The sequence below is a fragment of the Kytococcus sp. HMSC28H12 genome (assembly GCF_001816045.1).
GTDB classification, from domain to species: domain Bacteria; phylum Actinomycetota; class Actinomycetes; order Actinomycetales; family Dermatophilaceae; genus Kytococcus; species Kytococcus schroeteri.
In genome coordinates this window covers 1-18,182 of sequence record NZ_KV824588.1, presented here as the reverse complement: position 1 = coordinate 18,182, position 18,182 = coordinate 1, and the positions used below count along the sequence as shown (strand labels likewise).

General features: G+C 72.5%; 18 protein-coding genes. 13 read left to right on the top strand and 5 right to left on the bottom strand.

From position 1 onward, the window contains the following. Positions 1–572: protoporphyrinogen/coproporphyrinogen oxidase (locus HMPREF3099_RS09300; RefSeq protein ID WP_371327527.1), on the top strand; the 572-nt coding region annotated here is incomplete at its 5' end. Further along, complete coding sequence (gene hemQ / locus HMPREF3099_RS09295) at positions 569–1,303, top strand: hydrogen peroxide-dependent heme synthase (protein WP_070705698.1); 735 nt, start codon at positions 569–571, stop codon at positions 1,301–1,303. The genes HMPREF3099_RS09300 and hemQ, both read left to right, overlap by 4 nt. Before the next feature lie 76 nt (positions 1,304–1,379). On the opposite strand, the gene msrB is transcribed toward hemQ, so the two are convergent. Together msrB and HMPREF3099_RS09285 are read right to left on the bottom strand one after the other, a co-directional pair. Further along, entirely contained in the window at positions 1,380–1,841 is a 462-nt protein-coding gene (msrB, locus tag HMPREF3099_RS09290) for a peptide-methionine (R)-S-oxide reductase MsrB (protein ID WP_070705697.1), read from the bottom strand. 92 nt (positions 1,842–1,933) lie between these two features. After that, the gene (locus HMPREF3099_RS09285) at positions 1,934–4,345 is read right to left on the bottom strand and encodes a lamin tail domain-containing protein (RefSeq protein ID WP_070705696.1); all 2,412 of its coding nucleotides are present in this window, start codon (positions 4,343–4,345) and stop codon (positions 1,934–1,936) included. A gap of 170 nt (positions 4,346–4,515) precedes the next feature. Between HMPREF3099_RS09285 and HMPREF3099_RS09280 the strand changes: the two genes are divergently transcribed. Then, a complete protein-coding gene (locus tag HMPREF3099_RS09280) occupies positions 4,516–5,571 on the top strand; it encodes a DNA polymerase domain-containing protein (RefSeq protein WP_070705695.1) in 1,056 nt (351 codons plus the stop codon). Between the two features lie 12 nt (positions 5,572–5,583). On the opposite strand, the gene HMPREF3099_RS09275 is transcribed toward HMPREF3099_RS09280, so the two are convergent. Both HMPREF3099_RS09275 and HMPREF3099_RS09270 read right to left on the bottom strand, forming a co-directional pair. Next, positions 5,584–5,907: a hypothetical protein gene (locus tag HMPREF3099_RS09275; RefSeq protein ID WP_070705694.1), complete on the bottom strand. Its 324-nt coding sequence runs from the start codon at positions 5,905–5,907 to the stop codon at positions 5,584–5,586. A gap of 45 nt (positions 5,908–5,952) precedes the next feature. After that, positions 5,953–7,047: an ATP-dependent DNA ligase gene (locus HMPREF3099_RS09270; RefSeq protein WP_083323673.1), complete on the bottom strand. Its 1,095-nt coding sequence runs from the start codon at positions 7,045–7,047 to the stop codon at positions 5,953–5,955. 69 nt (positions 7,048–7,116) lie between these two features. Between HMPREF3099_RS09270 and glpK the strand changes: the two genes are divergently transcribed. From glpK to HMPREF3099_RS09225, 9 genes are all read left to right on the top strand, one after another. Further along, on the top strand, positions 7,117–8,667 hold the full coding sequence (glpK, locus tag HMPREF3099_RS09265; RefSeq protein WP_070705693.1) for a glycerol kinase GlpK: 1,551 nt from the start codon (positions 7,117–7,119) through the stop codon (positions 8,665–8,667). 99 nt (positions 8,668–8,766) lie between these two features. Continuing rightward, entirely contained in the window at positions 8,767–9,183 is a 417-nt protein-coding gene (locus HMPREF3099_RS09260) for a hypothetical protein (protein WP_141494738.1), read from the top strand. Positions 9,184–9,192: 9 nt separating this feature from the next. Then, positions 9,193–9,921: an ATP-binding cassette domain-containing protein gene (locus HMPREF3099_RS09255; protein ID WP_144042998.1), complete on the top strand. Its 729-nt coding sequence runs from the start codon at positions 9,193–9,195 to the stop codon at positions 9,919–9,921. Between the two features lie 14 nt (positions 9,922–9,935). Beyond that, positions 9,936–11,165, top strand: coding sequence for a hypothetical protein (locus tag HMPREF3099_RS09250; protein ID WP_070705690.1), 1,230 nt, complete (start codon positions 9,936–9,938; stop codon positions 11,163–11,165). Continuing rightward, entirely contained in the window at positions 11,159–11,761 is a 603-nt protein-coding gene (locus HMPREF3099_RS13045) for a hypothetical protein (protein WP_070705689.1), read from the top strand. The genes HMPREF3099_RS09250 and HMPREF3099_RS13045 overlap by 7 nt, the downstream gene beginning before the upstream one ends. A 111-nt stretch (positions 11,762–11,872) precedes the next feature. Further along, a complete protein-coding gene (locus HMPREF3099_RS09240; protein WP_070705688.1) occupies positions 11,873–13,090 on the top strand; it encodes an alpha/beta hydrolase family protein in 1,218 nt (405 codons plus the stop codon). A 69-nt stretch (positions 13,091–13,159) separates the two neighbouring features. Then, positions 13,160–14,458, top strand: coding sequence for a polyphosphate kinase 2 family protein (locus HMPREF3099_RS09235; RefSeq protein WP_202816736.1), 1,299 nt, complete (start codon positions 13,160–13,162; stop codon positions 14,456–14,458). A 5-nt stretch (positions 14,459–14,463) separates the two neighbouring features. After that, positions 14,464–15,312, top strand: a complete 849-nt coding sequence (locus tag HMPREF3099_RS09230; protein ID WP_070705687.1) for an aldo/keto reductase — start codon at positions 14,464–14,466, stop codon at positions 15,310–15,312. A 2-nt stretch (positions 15,313–15,314) separates the two neighbouring features. Beyond that, a complete protein-coding gene (locus tag HMPREF3099_RS09225) occupies positions 15,315–16,706 on the top strand; it encodes a protein adenylyltransferase SelO (RefSeq protein WP_070705686.1) in 1,392 nt (463 codons plus the stop codon). Between the two features lie 105 nt (positions 16,707–16,811). Here HMPREF3099_RS09225 and HMPREF3099_RS09220 read toward each other — a convergent pair whose 3' ends face one another. Then, on the bottom strand, positions 16,812–17,432 hold the full coding sequence (locus HMPREF3099_RS09220) for a superoxide dismutase (RefSeq protein ID WP_070705685.1): 621 nt from the start codon (positions 17,430–17,432) through the stop codon (positions 16,812–16,814). Positions 17,433–17,535: 103 nt separating this feature from the next. On the opposite strand from HMPREF3099_RS09220, the gene HMPREF3099_RS09215 reads away from it, so the two are divergent. Continuing rightward, positions 17,536–17,976, top strand: coding sequence for a Fur family transcriptional regulator (locus HMPREF3099_RS09215; RefSeq protein ID WP_070705684.1), 441 nt, complete (start codon positions 17,536–17,538; stop codon positions 17,974–17,976). Positions 17,977–18,182: the final 206 nt, after the last annotated feature.

The following is an 18,182-nucleotide window of genomic DNA, read 5'->3' as shown; positions in this document are numbered from 1 at the left end:
CCCCGGCCGCGGCCGCCCTGCTGCGGCCCGAGCTGCCCGCCGCGGCCGACGAACTGGCCGCCGTGCCCACCGCCTCGATGGTGGTGGTGACCTTCGCGTTCCCCACCGCCGCGATGCCGCCCCTGGACCGCTCGGGCTTCCTCGTGCCCCCGGTGGACGGCCGCGCCATCAAGGCCTCCACCTTCCTCAGTGCCAAGTGGCCCGGTGTGGGCGACGACGAGGTCACCCTCGTGCGCGCCTCCCTGGGCCGGGCCGGGGACGACCTCTCCGACCGCACGGACGACGAGCTGGGCGCCCTGGCCCTGGCCGACGTGGCGCAGGCCGTCGCGGAGCACACCGGCGCCGACCTTCCCGCGCCGCTGGAGGTCCGGGTGCAGCGCTGGCCCGACGGCCTGCCCCAGTACGAGGTGGGGCACCTGGAGCGCATGGCCCGCGTGGCCGACGCCGTGGCCGCCGTGCCCGGCCTGGAGCTCGCCGGGTCGGTGTACGACGGGGTGGGCATCCCGGCCTGCATCGGTACCGCGAGGGCGGCCGCCGCCCGCCTCGTGGCCGGTGGGAGGATGGGCGCATGAGCAGCTCAGATCGCGTCAGCCCCGCCAAGGTCCGGGAGATCAACGAGTCCGTCCGCTACACGATGTGGTCGGTCTTCGAGGTGCCGGACGTCCTGCCCGCCGACCGCGTGGAGCAGATCGCCACCGAGGCCCAGGAGTTCCTCGACGGCCTGTCCGCCCAGGGCGTGGAGCTGCGCGGCACGTACGACATCGCCGGCATGCGCCCCGGTGCGGACTACCTCGTGTGGTGGCACGCGGAGTCCAACGACCAGCTGCAGGCCGCCTTCCGTGCCTTCCGCCGCACCGAGCTCGGCGCGCGCTCCCGCTGCACCTGGACCGCATCGGCCCTGCACCGCCCGGCGGAGTTCAACAAGTCCCACGTGCCGGCCTTCCTCGCCGGTGGTCGTGTACGCGAGTACCTGTGCCTGTACCCCTTCGTACGCGACCCGGAGTGGTACCTCATGGAGGCCGACGAGCGCCGCCGCATGCTCGTGGAGCACGGCATGAAGGCCCGTGACTACTCCGAGGTGCGCGCCAACACCATCCCCGCCTTCGGCCTGGCCGACTACGAGTGGGTGCTGGCCTTCGAGTCCGACGACCTGGGCCAGATCGTGGACCTCATGCGCACCATGCGCGAGACCGACGCGCGCCGCCACGTGACCCTGGAGACGCCCTTCCACACCGGCAAGCGCACCCCGCTGGCCGACATCGTGCGTGAGCTGCCGCACCACCCGGCCGTGCAGGCCGGCTGAGGCACCCACCGACCGACTGCACGACGACGGCCAGCTCCTTCACCGGAGCGGGCCGCCGTCGTCGTCGAGGGGAGCGTCAGTCCCGTCCGCCGCGGACGGTCTCGCCGCCGTCGTCGGGGGTGAAGGTCATGCACACGGAGTTGATGCAGTAGCGCGTGTCCGTGGGGGTGTCGAAGCCCTCGCCGGTGAACACGTGGCCCAGGTGGGAGCCGCACGCCGCGCACCGGGCCTCGATGCGGGGGCGGTTCGGCAGGGAGTTGTCCTTGAGGTACTCCACGCGGTCCTCGGCGAGCGGGGCGTAGAAGGCCGGCCAGCCGCAGTGCGCGTCGAACTTGGTGCTGCTGCGGAAGAGCTCGGTGCCGCACCCGCGGCAGGAGTAGACGCCCTCGCCCTCGAAGGACTCGAACTTCCCGGTGCCGGGTCGCTCGGTGCCGGACTGGCGCAGCACGGCGTACTCCTCGGCGGAGAGCTCCTCGCGCCACGCGGAGTCGTCGCGGCCCAGAGGGTACTTGGCGGAGTTGAGCAGGGGGATGTCCATGGGCAGATCCTCCCACCGCACGCTGCGCGCCACCCCCATCGGGTCGACGGGGGTGGCGCGCGGGTGAGTCAGCGCAGGGCGCGAGTGACTGGTCAGCGCAGAGCGCGACGGTCCACGCTGACCACCTGCGGGTCGTGGTCGCTCAGCTGGTCGTGGAAGTCGGCGTTGACGTGCACCACGTCGTGGCGGTAGGCCGTCACCGGACGCTTGCCCTGGAAGGCCGTGGTCATGCCCGGGGAGAGCAGCAGGTGGTCCAGCACCTGGCTGTTGCCCTGGTAGGTGTACGTGTACCGGTCGGCCGGGTGCAGCTCGCGCGGCAGGTCCCGCAGCGCCGTGGCACCCGAGCCCACGAGCGTGTCGGCCACGGGCGAGAACTCGAAGTCGTTCACGTCACCGGCCACGATGACGTTCGCCTGCGCGTCCTTGGCCAGCAGCGAGTCCACGAAGCCGCGCACCTCGCGGGCCTGCTCCATGCGCTGGGTCTCCGAGGAGCGCACCGGCTGCTGCCAGCGGCCGAAGATCGGGTCGTCACCGCCCTTGGAGCTGAAGTGCACGCCGATGACGAACACCGGGCGGCCCTGGAAGGAGTACTCGGCCACCACCGGCTTGCGGGAGTTCTCCCACGCGCTGCTCAGCGGGTTGATGCGGCCGGGCGAGGCCGAGAGCGCCGCCCAGCGGCCACGGGACTCCACGGTGGTGGCCGTGGTCGCGTCGCCGCCGGGGCGGTGCACGAACCTCAGGCCGTCCACGTCGGTGCGGTGCAGCATCACGTTGCGGATGTTGCCGCCCGGCTGGCCGCCGTCCTGACCGTCCTCGGGGTTCACCCAGCGGGCCTCGTAGCGGGGGCCGCCGGCGGCCTCGATGGCGGCGATGAGCTGGTCGGTGGTGGTGGAGGAGTCCACGGTGCCGTCGTTCTGCACGCCGTTGTCGTCCTGCACCTCCTCCAGGGCCACGATGTCGGGGGCGCCCAGGTGGTCCACCAGCTGGCGGGCCAGGCCGTCGAACTTGGCGGCGTCGTCGGTGGGGTCGAGGTTCTCCACGTTGAAGGTGGCCACCTCGAGGGCGTCCTTGCGGTTGGGCGCGGCCACGTCGCGGCTGAACGGGCTGGCCTGCACGGAGCCCAGCTCGGTCACCTTGAGCTTGAAGTTGGCGTACGAGTAGTCGAGCACGCCGGCGGTCAGGCCGTCGAAGCGCGCGCCGGTGTCCACCTGCGGCAGCCCCTCGGAGCCCAGCAGGTCGCCGGCCAGCTGCACGCGACGGGCGTTCGGCTGGCCGTAGCCGCCGTAGACCACGCCGCCGAAGACGCTGCGCTGCGCCCCGGCGTCGGCAGGCACCACGGGCACCTCGTCGAACGAGGCGGTGGGGCCCACCGCCTGCGCGTCGCGGACGCCCACGCGCATGCCCTCCAGCGCCTCGTAGGCATCGATGGCGTCGACCTGCGGCAGGAAGGGCACGCCGGCGTACTCCACCGAACCCGGGTCGCCGGACTCCACCGTCTGCGCGGGCACCTGCACGTCCTCGCCAAGCACCACCGGGGCGGGCACCTCGCTGGTGCCGGTCACGGTCACGGTGGGGTTGGTGAGCTGGGTGGTGGTGAGGTTGTCGTGGCCGCCGGAACCGCCGGGCCGGTACTCGGCCACCAGGCCGTCCACGAGCACCGCGTCGCCCACGGCCACCCGGGTCTTGCCGCGGGTGTACACGTACACGCCCTCGCTGGTGGCGTCGTCCTCGTCGGGGGTGGTCGACTGCATCCAGAAGCCGTTGCGGTCGGTGGTGGTCACCACGCCGGGAACGCCCCGCACGCCCTGGCCCTCCAGCGGGGAGCGGTGCGCGGTGCCCTGGATCTCGGCGATGGTGACGTCGCCCGGCTCGGGGTCCGGGTCGGGGTCCGGCACCGCGGAGCAGTCCACGGGGGCCTCGGTGCTGTTCTCCGGGGTGGGGGCGCCGGTGGTGAAGTCCGCGGCGTTGCTGTCGGTGTCGTGGCACGGCTGCGTGCGGGCCACCGAGGTGGTGTTGGAGGTGGCGCCGGCCGGCAGGCCCTCGGCGGCGTTCGCGCCGCCCCAGCCCAGCAGGTCCACCACGGAGCCGTCCGGGCCCACCAACTGCAGCTTGGCGCCGGAGGAGGACATCGGCACGGTGCCGGTGGCGTCCGGGGTGGGCAGCGGGGCCGCGGAGGTGTTGGACCCGGCGGCCTGCTGCACCAGGAACCGGGCGCCGGGGGCCACGGAGCCGGAGAGCTTCGTCACCTGGGCGGAGCTGCCGGTGGCGGAGCGGTACTCCAGGGTCCAGCCGGTGAGGTCGACGGCGTGGTCGCCACGGTTGAACAGCTCCACGAAGTCGTTGCGCAGCGGGGCGCCGGAGTTGCCGCCGCCGCCGTAGGCCTCGGAGATCACGAGGTCCTCCGAGACGGCGTGCGCGGGCGCGGTGGCCGCGCCGGCCAGGGAGGCGGCCGGCAGCAGGAGGGCCAGCGTCAGGGGCAGCGGGGTGCGGGTGAGGGGTCGCATGGTGCGTGGTCTCCCAGGTGGGGGAACAGGACGCTGCACCCTGACAGACCACGGTGTGCACAAGGTGCCGCCCACGTGGACGCCCGGTGAACGAGGCCGCAGCGCACGGACCGCCGTAGGCTCGCCGGTGTGCGGGCCCACCGCGCACCCCCTCGAGGCAGGAGCACGGCATGGCGAGCAAGGCCACCACCCTGGAGGTGCCCGGACCGGACGGCACGGTGCGGCAGGTGCGGGTCTCCAGCCCCGACCGCGTCATGTGCCCCGCCGGCGAGGCGCCCGGGGCGCTCGAGGTCACGAAGCTCGACCTCGCGGAGTACCTCGTGGCCGTCGGCGAACGCTTCCTGACCGCCAACGCCGACCGGCCGGTGACCCTGCAGCGTTTCCCCACCGGCATCACGGGGGAGGAGTTCTACTCCAAGAACCCGCCCAAGGGCGCCCCGGAGTACCTGCGCACCACGACCTGCACCTACCCCAGCGGGCGCTCGCACGAGCAGGTCGTCCTCGACGAGGTGGCCTCGGTGGTCTGGGCGGCGCAGATGTCCACGCTCACCGTCCACCCCTGGCCCGTGCGGACCACCGACCACTCCGGGGAGCTGCTCAACGACTGCCCGGACCAGGTACGCCTGGACCTCGACCCGATGCCGGGGCGCGGCTTCGGCGACGTCGTCACCATCGCCCGGGCGGCCCGCGAGCTCCTCGAGGAGGTGGGGCTCACCGCCTACGTGAAGACCTCCGGCAACCGGGGTCTGCACGTGTTCGCCCCCATCGCCCCGGAGCGGGAGTTCCTCGACGTGCGCCACGGTGTCATCGCGCTGGCCCGCGAGTTGGAGCGCCGCCTGCCGGAGCTGGTGACCACGCGCTGGTGGAAGGAGGAGCGGGGCGACAAGTGCTTCGTCGACTTCAACCAGCACTGCCGCGACCGCACGCTGGCCGGGGCGTGGAGCCCCCGTGCGCTGCCGGGTGCGCCGGTGTCGCTGCCGGTGGCGTGGGCCGCCCTCGATGCCGTGGTGCCCGGCGCGGTGAGCGTGCACACCGTGGCAGAGCACCTGGCCGAGCCCGACCCGTGGGCCGACATGCTCGAGCATCGCGGGGACTTCTCCCCGGTCATGGCGATGTGGGAGGCCGACCTCGAGCGCGGGCTGGGGGAGGAGCCGTTCCCGCCGGACCACCCGAAAATGCCGGGTGAGCCGCCCCGTGTGCAGCCGAGCCGGGCGCGGAAGGCCTGAGGCCGGCGGCCCTCAGTCGCGCGCGGCGCGGCGCTCCCGCGCGGTGCGCTCGGCGCGGGTGGCCAGCAGCCCGGTGGTGCCCAGCACCAGCAGCAGGGCCACGAAGGTCACCAGGGCCAGCGGCAGCCACCCCATGCCGTTGGCGCCCAGGAGGTACAGGCCGGCCCCCACCAGCAGGGCCACGAGCGACATCGCGCGCACGATGCCCTTGACCGGCACCGGCAGGGAGCCGGAGCGTCCCAGCATCAGCACGGCCACCACGGCCAGCAGCCCGGCGCACACGGCGCCCGGGATCCACGAGGTCGTCTCGCCGGCGGCGGTGAGCAGTGCGTGCATGGGTCCTCCCGAGGTGTTCGTGGCCGTGCGCTCCGGTGGGGACTCTCAGGAGTCCGCGGCCAGCACGGCGTCCAGATCGTAGCCGGAGGCCACGTCCACCTGCTCCAGCGTGCACTGCGCGGCGTCCTTGTCGTCGCGCCAGCGTAGGAAGCGCACCGCGTGGCGGAACCGGTGGCCCTCCAGCTGGTCGAAGGCCACCTCCACCACGCGCTCGGGGCGCAGCGGCACGTAGCTGGTGTCCTTGCCGGAGGTGAACCGGTTGCGCGCCCGCTCGGCGCTGGCCACCGACCCGTCGGCCTCACGCACCACCCAGGGCTGCAGCTCGGCCTCGAGCTCGGCCCGCCGCGCCGTGGTGAACGCCGAGGCCCCGCCCACCGGCACCAGCTGGTCACCCGACCACAGTCCCAGCAGCAGCGAGCCCACCCCGGTGCCGCTCTTGTGCACCCGGTAGCCCACCACCACGGCGTCGGCGGTGCGCTTGTGCTTCACCTTGAGCATGGTGCGCTTCCCCGGCTCGTAGGGGGTGTCGAGCCCCTTGGCCATGATCCCGTCGAGCCCCGCGCCCTCGAAGCGCGTGAACCAGTCGGCCGCCTCCCCGGGGTCGGTCGTCGCCCGGGTCAGGTGCACCCCGCCGGATGCCGGGAGCCCACCCACGAGCGCCGCCAGCCGCTCGCGTCGCTCGGCGAAGGGCCGCTCCAGAAGCGAGCCGCCCGCATCGGCCAGCAGGTCGAAGCAGATCACCTCGCCGGGGGTCTCGGCCGCCAGCCGCTCGATGCGGGAGGCCGCCGGGTGGATGCGCTGGGCCAGGGCGTCCCAGTCCAGCCGCTCGGCGCCGGGCTCCCCGCTGCGCACCACGAGCTCGCCGTCCACGATCGCCGGGGCCGGCACGGCACGCACCTTCTCCACCACCTCGGGGAAGTACCGCGCCAGGGACTTGCCGCTGCGCCCCAGCAGGTCCACCGCGTCGTCGCCCTCACCCACGGCCGTGGCGGGGTCGGTCGCGGCGCCGCGCACCACGAGCACGCGGAAGCCGTCCCACTTGGGCTCGTAGCTGCACCCACCGGGCAGGGCGTCGGCGGCAGGGACCTTCGCGGCGGCCTTGGCCAGCATCACGTCGGGGATCACGGGGGAGTCGGGCATGGCGCCAGTCTGGTGCACGCCGGCCCATCCACCCGTCTCCTCCGCCCCGCCCGTGGCAGGGTGCCTGTCATGTCCAGCCCCCGCTACGTGCTCGCCATCGACCAGGGCACCACCAGCACCCGCGCCATGCTCTTCGACCGCGACGGGCGCCCGGTGGCCACCGACCAGCTGGAGCACCGGCAGGTGCTGCCCCGCCCGGGGTGGGTGGAGCACGACCCGATGGAGATCTGGCGCACCACCCGGCAGGTGGTCGCCGGTGTGCTGGCGGCCGCGGACACCAGCGCCGCGCACCTGGCCGCCGTGGGCGTGACCAACCAGCGCGAGACCACCGTGGTGTGGGACCGCCGCACCGGCGAGCCGGTGTGCAACGCCCTGGTCTGGCAGGACACCCGCACCCGCTCGATGGTGGAGGAGCTCGCCGCCGAACCCGGCCCGGACGGCGAGCCGCTGGGGGAGGACCGCTTCCGTGAGGTGACCGGCCTGCCCCTGGCCACCTACTTCTCCGGGCCCAAGCTGCGCTGGGTGCTGCAGCACGTGGAGGGCGCCCGGGAGCGCGCCGAGGCCGGTGACCTGCTCTTCGGCACCGTGGACACCTGGTTGGTCTGGAACCTCACCGGCGGCGTGGACGGGGGAGTCCACGTCACCGACGTCACCAACGCCTCGCGCACCCTGCTCATGGACCTGCGCACCCTGGCCTGGGACGCCGACACCTGCGCGGCCCTGGGCATCCCGATGGCGATGCTGCCGCAGATCCGTTCCTCCTCGGAGGTCTACGGCCACGCCCACGAGCACACCGTGCTGGCGGGTGTCCCCATCGCCGGGGCGCTGGGCGACCAGCACGCCGCCACCCTGGGCCAGGCCTGCCTGGAGCCGGGCACGGCCAAGAACACCTACGGCACGGGCAACTTCCTGCTGCTCAACACCGGCAGCCAGCCGGTGCGCTCGCAGCACGGCCTGCTCACCACGCTGTGCTGGAAGCTGGGGGAGGCCGACCCGGTCTACGCCCTCGAGGGATCCATCGCCGTCACCGGCTCCCTGGTGCAGTGGCTGCGCGACAACCTCGGCCTCATCAGCAGCTCCGACGACGTGGAGACGCTCGCGGCCACCGTGGACGACAACGGCGGCGCCTACTTCGTGCCGGCCTTCTCCGGGTTGTTCGCCCCGCACTGGCGCGCCGACGCCCGGGGCGCGCTGGTCGGTCTCACCCGGTACGTCGACAAGGGGCACATCGCCCGGGCCGTGCTGGAGGCCACCGCCTTCCAGACCCGCGAGGTGGTGGACGCGATGCTGGCCGACGCCGCCGCGCTGGAGCTGGACGTCACCGAGCTGCGCGTGGACGGCGGCATGACCGTCAACGACATGCTCATGCAGTTCCAGGCCGACGTGCTCGACGTGCCCGTGGTGGTTCCCGAGGTGTCCGAGACCACCGCCCTAGGCGCGGCCTACGCGGCGGGTCTGGCGGTCGGGTTCTGGCGCGACACCGCCGAGCTGGCCGCCCACTGGCACGAGGCGCGCCGGTGGGAGCCGCAAATGGACCCCGCGGTGCGGGACCGCCACGTGCGCACCTGGGCCAAGGCCGTGCAGCGCACCCTGGACTGGGTGGAGGACGAGTGGGTTTGACCTGGGCAAAGGGGGGGGCGATAAGAATGCGGCGCGACAATCACCACACACGAAAGGACGGTCGCCCTGCGCACCTCATCTACCCTTCGATGGATCAGGATGGCCCTGCCCACAGCAGTTGCCGGGGCCGTTCTGGCAGCACCCAGTGCAAGTGCGGGTGACGGGAGTTGGTCCAGTTTCTGGCGTGGTGCGACCCTGCACCAGACCACCCGTGTGTGGAACGACGCAGCCAACTCCTCGGCGGGGACGGTCGTGTGGTCCAAGAACTGCAAGCGGCACTTCGACCGTGGTCAACAGCTGAACCCCCTGCCCAATGTCGTTCTCGGGCTGGACCGCAACGAGCCGTGGTACAAGAAGGACATCTTGATCCGGAACGTCACGCACTCGTGCGGCGGCTATCGAGAGTTCAACCACGGCTGGCAGCGCAAGGATGACTACATGGTTCGGTTGAACGGTTACCAGCACATCTCCTACCGCGAAGCCGTGGACTTCCAAGGAATCGGCGTCAAGTACTGAGGAGTCGAATTGGCTTCATCGTCCTTCGGGCTGGCGGGCGTCACCGTCCACCGCGGCGGCCTCTGGCGTGGCCGTCGACAGGCCGTTCTGGAGAACCTGACATGGATGGTGCCCGACGTTCGTCGCACCGTCCTCCTGGGGGCGAACGGAGCTGGGAAGACCACGCTCGTCGAGACGCTCGCTGGCCTGCGAAGGCCCAGCACCGGACGGGTGCACCGCTCGGGTCAGGCGGCCTTCGTCGCGCAGTACTCCGGTCGTTTCCGAGGCCTGCGCGTGGCCGAGCAGGTGGCCTACTCGGCCTGGTTGGCCGGGCGAGACCGGGCGGCGTTGCCGCGTGAGGTGGACCGCGCACTGGCCCTGACCGACCTCGGCGGGTTACGTGACCGACCGGTGATGCAGCTGTCGGGTGGTGAGGCCCGTCGCCTCGCGCTGGCCGAAGGACTGGCCGCCCCTGGTGAGCTGGTCATCCTGGACGAGCCCACCGCGGGTCTCGACCCGTTGCAGCGGGCCCTCTTCCATCAGGCGGTGGACCGCGTCGACCGCCCGGTCCTCGTCACCACGCATCTCGTGGAGGACCTGGCCGACGAGGCCGACCACGTCACCCTGCTCGATGCCGGCCAGGTGGTGTTCGATGGGTCACCGGCGGACTTCGTCCGCGTGGACGGCCAGACCCTGTCACCGCAGGCCGCATTCTCAGTGCGGGTTCAGCGAGCCTGGGGGTTGGAATGGGTGTGCTGAGACCGTCTACGCTGATGCGTCTGACCGCCTGGCCGCTCGTTCTCCTGCTCGCCGGGGGACTGCTGGCCTACCACTTGTGGATGGTCGGGGTGGAAACGGTCCATCCCCTCACGAATGCCCTTGACGCCCACGGGGGGTCGGTGCTCGTGCTGCCGGTCGTGGCCGCCGGGGCCACCGTCGTCGCGGCTCGTCTGGTTGAGGGTGAAGTCTTCAGGAGGCGCCTCGCGCCCCTCAAGGAGCTGGCGCTCTGGGCGGTCGCCGTGCTGCCTGTCGCGAGCGTCGGAGCAGTCGTGCTGCTCGAGGGTGCCTGGGTCCAGATGCTGCGGGCTGGCCACCTGGCTGGCATCGCCGGGTGGCTGGCCGCGGCCATGGTTCTCAGTCCGCTGGCCGCGGCCTCGTGGGGAGCCCTGGCCGGGCGCACCCTGCCCTTGTACGTGGCCCTGCCCACCAGCATCGTGGTCGCCTATCTCGCCCTGGGGGCCTTCGCCTCCATGGAGAACGGCCCTGCTCGGCTCATGATGGCGCCTCCAGTCGCCTGCTGTGTCAGCCAGACGGAACCCACAGCGGGTGCCTCGACTGCCTACCTCCTGACCGTGGCCGCCATGGTGCTCCTGCTGGCGGCCGCGTGGTGGGCCCTCCAGCGACCGGTCGTCTCGACAGCTCTCCTTCTGGCGGCACTGTTGACCGCTCTGGCGGGGTGGCAGGCTGCTCGAACCAGCCCTGTACATGGTCTGCGCCTTCGTCCCGCGGTCGCTGGTTGTCAGGCTGTGGCGTCGGGCGGACTCGACCGAGCAGTGGAACTCTGCCTCTGGCCGGAGAACGAGGACCGTCGCGCAGAGATCGCCGGCGAGGTCGAGCGGCTCGCGGCCGTCGCGGGGGAGAACGGTATCTCCTTCCCGCGTCGCTTCACCGAATACCCGGACTCACAGGGGCGACTCCTGCCCCTCGACGCTGCCGACCACCAGAGCTGGGCCAGGACCCTGCTGTTCTCCGTGGCCGAGGCACCCCGGTGCGGTCCGGATCAGGTCCTGCCGGAGGGTGACGGCCAGGCCACCGCTGCTTCCGCTCCCCCCGATGCCGCACCTTCGGCTTCCGCGTCCGACGTGGACGCAGCTGCCGTGGAGTGGTGGGAGAAGGCGCTGGGAGAGCGTCCGGACCTCTCGCCACGGGCTCGGGCCATCCTCGGGGAGTCTCCCGCAGCACAGCTGAAGACGCTGCGGGAGCACTCGGAGCAGTCGTGTTGAGGGGCCCGGTCTCCTGGTTCCTTCGGCAGCGCCTCACGGGAGCCTCCGCGGCCCTGTGGGCGGCCGGACTGCTCACGACGGTGTGGGTGGGCTCCCGAGACCTTCCGATCCCACGCCTGGCCCCGGGTCTCGTCCAGTACGCGGAGTTCCTGCCGAGCCTCGCGGCGGCGGGCATCGTGGCGAGCATGGTGGCGCCGCGCCATCGCATCCCCGAGGTGCGTTCGCTTCGTGGGGTGGCCGCGTGGGAACGCATGGGGCTGGCGGGGGCCCTCGTGCTGACCTGCGCCGTGTGGGTCGTGGCCGCCGTGGTCGGGACGGAGTCGACCCTCCTGGTCGTGGCCAGCCGTGACCTCCTGGGGTACACGGGGATCGGTCTGGTCTGCCGGGGGCTCGGGTGGGGCCCGTACGCACCGGCTGTCTGTGTGCTGGTCGCAGCTGCCGCGACGGTGCTGGGGTACCCCGGGCAGTGGTTGTTGCACTGGCCCTTGGAGCCGGTCGAGTCGTGGCCGGCAGCCTCTATCGCCGTCACCCTGCTCTGCGCGGGCTGGTGGGTGGGAACCGGCCCCCGCCCGATGTACTCCGACGCGACGCGCTGACATGGGGGGCACGCGAGTGGCTGCTCAGGGCAGGGGATCCGCGAGCCGGACGGACGCGCCCACCTGCTGGCTGCCCCCACCCTGACGGCCGAGAACAACTAGGATCCCGGCATGGCTCTGACGACCGCCGTGTGGCGACGCATCGGGGCGGTGACCGGCTGGGTGGTCGGCAGCGCCGCCGCGCTGACCGGGGCCGCCGTGGTGGGGACGGCGGTCTACTTCGGTCGGCGGGTGCTCACCCCCGATGCGGTGCACCCGGACGACTGCGAGCTGCTCGCCGTGGACCTGCACGCCCGCACGGTGACCTTGGCCGCCAACGGCCTCACCCTGCAGCCCGGCCGCTACGGCCTGTGGACCACGGGCGGCGACCGGCACCTGCGCTTCAGCGACGTGGTCGAGCACCACGAGGAGTCCGGCCGCGTGGTGCGCCGTCTCGACGCCGTGGACGGCCCCGCCCCGGAGCCGGGCCCGGCGCGCCTCAACCCCTACTACTTCCCGCGCGACCCGCGGCAGGCCCTGGGCCTGCCCGCCCGCGACCTGTCGCTGCACTCCGACATCGGCGAGATCCCCTGCTGGCAGGTGCTCCCCGACGGCGTGGCCGACGGTCCGGCGCTGCAGCACGACCGGTGGATGGTCACCGTGCACGGCCGGGCCGCCCGGCGTGAGGAGGGCTTCCGTGCCGTGGCCCCCTTCCGCGAGGAGGGCTGGGCCTGCCTGGTGCCGGCCTACCGCAACGACAGCGAGGCCCCGCGCAGCGCCGACGGCCGGTACAACCTCGGCCTCACCGAGTGGCGTGACGTCGAGGCCGCGCTGGAGTACGCCGTCGCCCACGGGGCGCGCGAGCTGGCCCTGGTGGGCTACTCCATGGGCGGGGCGATCGTGCTGCAGACGCTGGTGCGCTCGCGCTTCGCCGACCGCGTCACCTGCGTGGTGCTCGACGCCCCGGTGGTGGACTGGGGCAAGGTGCTGGCCCACGCCGCGGTGCGGGCCAAGGTGCCGGCCGCGGTGGAGCAGCTGGCCCGCCACCTCATGGGACGCCACGAGGCGAAGTTCCTGTTCGCCATCACCGAGCCGCGTGACCTGGCGCAGATGAACTGGCTCGACCGAGCCGCCGAGCTGCGCCACCGCATGCTGGTGATCCACTCGGTGGTCGACGAGGTGGTGCCGGTGGGCACCTCCCGCGAGCTGGCGGCCATGCGGCCGGACCTGGTGACGTTGGCCGAGTGGCCGGCCGGCATGCACTGCCGCGAGTGGAACACCGACCCGCAGCGTTGGGAGCAGGTCGTGCAGCGCTTCGTCCAGCGCCGCGCCGCCCCCGACGTGCCCTGACCCCGGGAACCGGCTGGTCCGGCGCCCCGGGGCCTGCCGCGTGGGGTGCTGGATGGCAGAGTTGGCCCCATGGCCAAGAGGAAGAACGAGGTCCCCGGACCCTCCGAGAAGCAGCTGGCGAAGGCTGCCGGGCAGATCCAGGACGGCGCCACGCCGTTCAGCGACGCCCTGCGCGCGGAGCGTGGTTTCCGCCTGTCCGAGCTGGACCCCCGCTCGACGCCGGCCTTCGAGGGCGACAAGGTGCAGGGCAAGCTGGCGATGATGGCCGCCGACGCCGAGGTGGACGAGCTCCAGGAGCGTCTGTGGGCCAACGGGACCCGCGGTGACAAGCGTCGCCTGCTCGTGGTGGTGCAGGGCATGGACACCTCCGGCAAGGGCGGTGTGATGCGCCACGTCATCGGGGCCATGGACCCGCAGGGCACCCGCATCGCGTCCTTCAAGAAGCCCACGGCCGAGGAGCTGCGGCACGACTTCCTGTGGCGCATCCGCCAGCAGGTTCCCGAGCCCGGTGAGATCGGTGTGTTCGACCGCTCCCACTACGAGGACGTCCTCGTGGTCCGCGTGCACGACCTCGTGCCGCCGGCCGAGTGGCAGAAGCGCTACGCCCTCATCAACGCCTTCGAGCGCCAGCTGGCCGCCCGGGGCGTGACCATGGTGAAGGTGATGCTGCACGTCTCGCCCGAGGAGCAGGCCGAGCGACTGCTCGACCGCCTCGAGCGCCCGGACAAGCACTGGAAGTTCAACCCCGGAGACCTCGAGGAGCGCGATCACTGGGCGGACTACCAGAAGGCCTACCAGGTGATGCTGACGCGCACCTCCACCAAGGGTGCGCCCTGGTACGTGGTGCCGGCCGACCGCAAGTGGTACGCCCGCCTGGCGGTGCAGCAGCTGGTGCTGGAGCATCTGCGTGGCCTGGACCTCCAGTGGCCGGAGGCGGACTTCGACGTCGAGGCCAGCACGGCCCGCCTGCGCTCCCAGCGGGGGCTGGCCCCCGAGGAGGGGGCTGAGCAGGACGCCGCCGAGGTGTCGGAGGCACCCGCTCCCGGCACGGACCGGGGCGCCCAGTCCGAGACGCTGCCCTTCGGCAGCGCGGACGCCCCGGGAGTGACCGAGGTGGCCATGGCCCGTCCGACCCCGGCGAAGAAGGAGGACGAGCCCAAGAAGGCCAAGAAGTCCGGCGACAAGAAGGCCGCGAAGGCCGAGAAGCCGAAGAAGGCCAAGAAGGCCGCGAAGGCCGGCGACAAGCCAGCCGAGAAGCCGGCCAAGAAGGCCAAGAAGTCCGGCGACAAGAAGGCCGCGAAGGCCGAGAAGCCGAAGAAGGCCAAGAGCACCAAGAAGTCCACGAGGTCGACGAAGAAGGGATCCTGACCCCGATGGTGAACCCCACTGACGTCCCCACCCTGACACTCAACAACGGCGTCGAGATCCCGCAGGTCGGGTTCGGCACCTTCAAGGTCGACCCCAAGGGTGCCCAACGCGCCGTCGAGGCCGCTCTGGAGGCCGGGTACCGCCACATCGACACCGCCGCGGTGTACGGCAACGAGGAGGGCGTGGGCGCGGCCATCGCGGCCTCCGGCATCGCCCGCGACGAGCTCTTCGTGACCACCAAGCTCCGCAACGGCGAGCAGCGCAAGGATCTCGTGCACCCGGCGTTCGAGGAGTCCCTGCGCAAGCTGGGCCTGGACCACGTGGACCTCTACCTGGTCCACTGGCCGGCCCCGGGGCTGGGCACCTACCGCGAGGCGTGGACCGAGCTCGAGGGCATCTACCGCGAGGGCGGCGCCCGTGCCATCGGCGTGTCCAACTTCCTGCCCGATCACCTGCACTCGGTGCTCGAGGTGGCCGAGGTGGTGCCGGCGGTCAACCAGGTGGAGTTGCACCCCAGCTTCCAGCAGCCCGAGACCCAGCAGGCCAGCCTCGAGAAGGGACTGGCCGTCGAGGCCTACGCCCCCATCGGTCAGGGTGCCGACCTCGAGCTGCCGGCCGTCACCCGCATCGCCGAGGCCAAGGGCGTCACGCCGGCCCAGGTGGTGCTGCGCTGGCACCTGCAGTCCGGCCGCGTGGTGATCCCCAAGTCGGTCACCCCGGAGCGCATCGCGAGCAACATCGACCTGTTCGGCTTCGAGTTCTCCGAGGAGGAGATGACCGACCTCACCGCCCAGGACACGCCCGAGCGCATGTTCCCGGACCCGGCCACCGCCGACTTCACGATGCTGGACTGAGCATGACCACCCGCCCCCGCCTGGAGCAGGGGTACGCCGCGGCCGTCCCGGAGCTCTCGCTCCCGTGGGCGGCCGCGCCCGTCCCCGAACCGACCCTGCTCGCCCTCGACGAGCAGCTGGCAGCCTCCCTCGGCCTCGATGCCGGGTGGCTCCGCTCACCCGAGGGGCTGCGTTTTCTCTGCGGGGACGTCTCGGCGCTGCCCGAGGCGCCGCCCACCGTCGCCCAGGCCTACGCCGGCCACCAGTTCGGCGGGTTCTCGCCGCTGCTGGGCGACGGGCGGGCCCTGCTGCTCGGTGAGCTGGTGGACCCGGCCGGGCGCCGCTGGGACCTCCACCTCAAGGGCTCGGGGCGCACCCCCTTCGCCCGCGGGGGAGACGGGAAGGCGGCCGTGGGCCCGATGCTTCGCGAGCACCTGTTCTCCACCTTCGCGCACGCGGTGGGTATCCCGACCACGCGCTCCCTGGCGGTGGTGGGTACGGGCGAGCAGGTGCAGCGCGAGACCCTGCTCCCCGGGGCGATCCTGGTGCGCGTGGCGGCCAGCCACCTGCGGGTGGGCACGGTGCAGCACGCGGCGGCCTCCCACGACCGCGACGTGCTCGAGCGCCTCGTCTCCCACGCGCTGGACCGCCACCACCCGGCTGCGCGGGACGCGGCCCGGGCGGCGGGGGAGCCGGACGGCCTCACGCTGCTGCGGGCCGTGGCCGACGCCCAGGCCGACCTCGTGGCCCGCTGGATGGGCGTGGGCCTCGTCCACGGGGTCATGAACACCGACAACATGACCCTCTCGGGCGAGACGATCGACTACGGCCCCGTCGCGATGCTCGAGGCCCACGACCCGCAGGCGGTGTTCAGCAGCATCGACCACCAGGGGCGCTACGCCTACGGCAACCAGCCGGCCGTGGCGCAGTGGAACCTGGCCCGTCTGGCCGAGGCGCTGCTGCCGCTGGTGGACGCCGATCCCGACCGTGCCGTGGAGCGGGCCACCGAGGTCGTGGTGGGCTTCGCGGACACCTACCGCCGCGCCCACACCGCGGTGTTCTCCGCCAAGCTCGGCCTGCCGGAGCCGGACGCCCAGGCGGTGGGGGAGTTCCTGGACCGCCTGACCGCCGAGCGGGCGGACCACACGGGAGCGTTCGCGTCCCTGGCCGACGAGGCCGAGGCCGCGGGGGAGACCGACCGTGCCGCCCGCCTCCGTGCGGCCAACCCCGTGTACGTGCCCCGCAACCACGTGGTGGAGGAGGCCCTGGCCGCGGCCGCCGACGGCGACCTCGCGCCCGTGGAGCGGCTCACCGCCGCGTTGCGGGAGCCCTTCGCACGCCGCCCGGGCCTGGAGGACCTGGAGCGGCCCGCCCCGCCCGGCGCGCCCCCGCACGTCACCTTCTGCGGCACCTGACGCCCCGGGCACACAGAACGGGAGGAGACCGTCGTGCGGTCTCCTCCCGTTCCCGGACCGACGGCGCCTCTCCCGCTACAGTGACGACGCCGTCGGTGGTCTGTGTCAGGGCGTGATGAGCCCCTGGGTGCGGCTGGCCCCCTCGAACCGCGCCGCGACGTCCTGCCAGTTCACGACCTCCCACCACGCCTTGACGTAGTCGGGCTTGACGTTGCGGTACTGCAGGTAGAACGCGTGCTCCCACATGTCGATCATGAGCAGCGGCACCTGGCCGGTCGGCAGGTTGCCCTGGTGGTCATACAGCTGGCAGATGTAGGGGCGCTGGCCGAGGGTGTCCCAGGCGAGGATCGACCAGCCCGATCCCTGGATGCCCAGGGCGCTGGCGGTGAACTGCTCGCGGAAGGCGTCGAAGCCACCAAAGTGGGTGTCCAGGGCGGTCTTCAGGGCGCCCTCGGGTTCGCCGCCGCCATCGGGGGACATGTTGTTCCAGAACACCGTGTGGTTGAGGTGGCCACCCAGGTTGAAGGCGAGGTTCTTCTCCAGCATGTTCACCGTGGAGAAGTCGCGCTGCACGCGGGACTCGGACAGCTTGTCCATGGCCGTGTTGGCGCCGTCCACGTACGCCTTGTGGTGCTTGGAGTGGTGCAGCTCCATGATCTCGGCGTTGATGTGCGGGGCCAGTTCGCCGTAGTCGTACGGCATGTCGGGCAGGGTGTACTGGTCCATCGCAGCCTCCTCGTCGGTGGTTCGTCAGGTGAGACGGTGTCTCAGGAAGAGAGTGTGCCACGTCGCCCGCGGGACGGGCAGGGGGGTGGCGCAGACTGGTGCCATGACCCCCGATCCCGTAGTGCTGCAGCACGCCGAGGACGCCCTGCGCGCGCAGGGCGTGCGCGTCACCAAGCCTCGCCGTGAGGTGCTCGCCCTCCTCGCGGCGGTGGCGGACCTCCCCACGGCCGACGAGATGCTCGAACGTCTCGACCCGGCCGCCGGGGCCACGCGCGCCACGCTCTACCGCACCCTGCAGGTCGGCGTGGAGGTCGGCGTCGTCTGTCACGTGCACACCGGGCACACGCCCACGCGCTACCACCTGAGCGCCCCCGACGCCGAGGAGCACGTCCACCTGTTCTGCGTGGAGTGCCAGCGCCTCGTCACGGCGCCGCGGTCCCTCCTGGGCGGGGCAGAGGAGCAGCTCGGCCGGGAGGGCTTCCTGCTGGACCCCTCGCACCTGGCCCTGTCCGGACGCTGCCGTCGCTGCGCCGCCGGCAGCTGAGGGGGAGGGGAGGGGTGCTGACCCCCGCGAGGTGGAGCGGGCTTCCCGGCGTGCGGGCGCTCGGCTCCACTGCGATGCCGGGCCGACCCGGAACCGGCTCCCACCCGCACCGCACGCTCCCGGAACGTGGACATGAGAAGGGCCCGCACCCTGATGGGTGCGGGCCCTTCTCGATGGAGCGGACAACCGGGCTCGAACCGGCGACC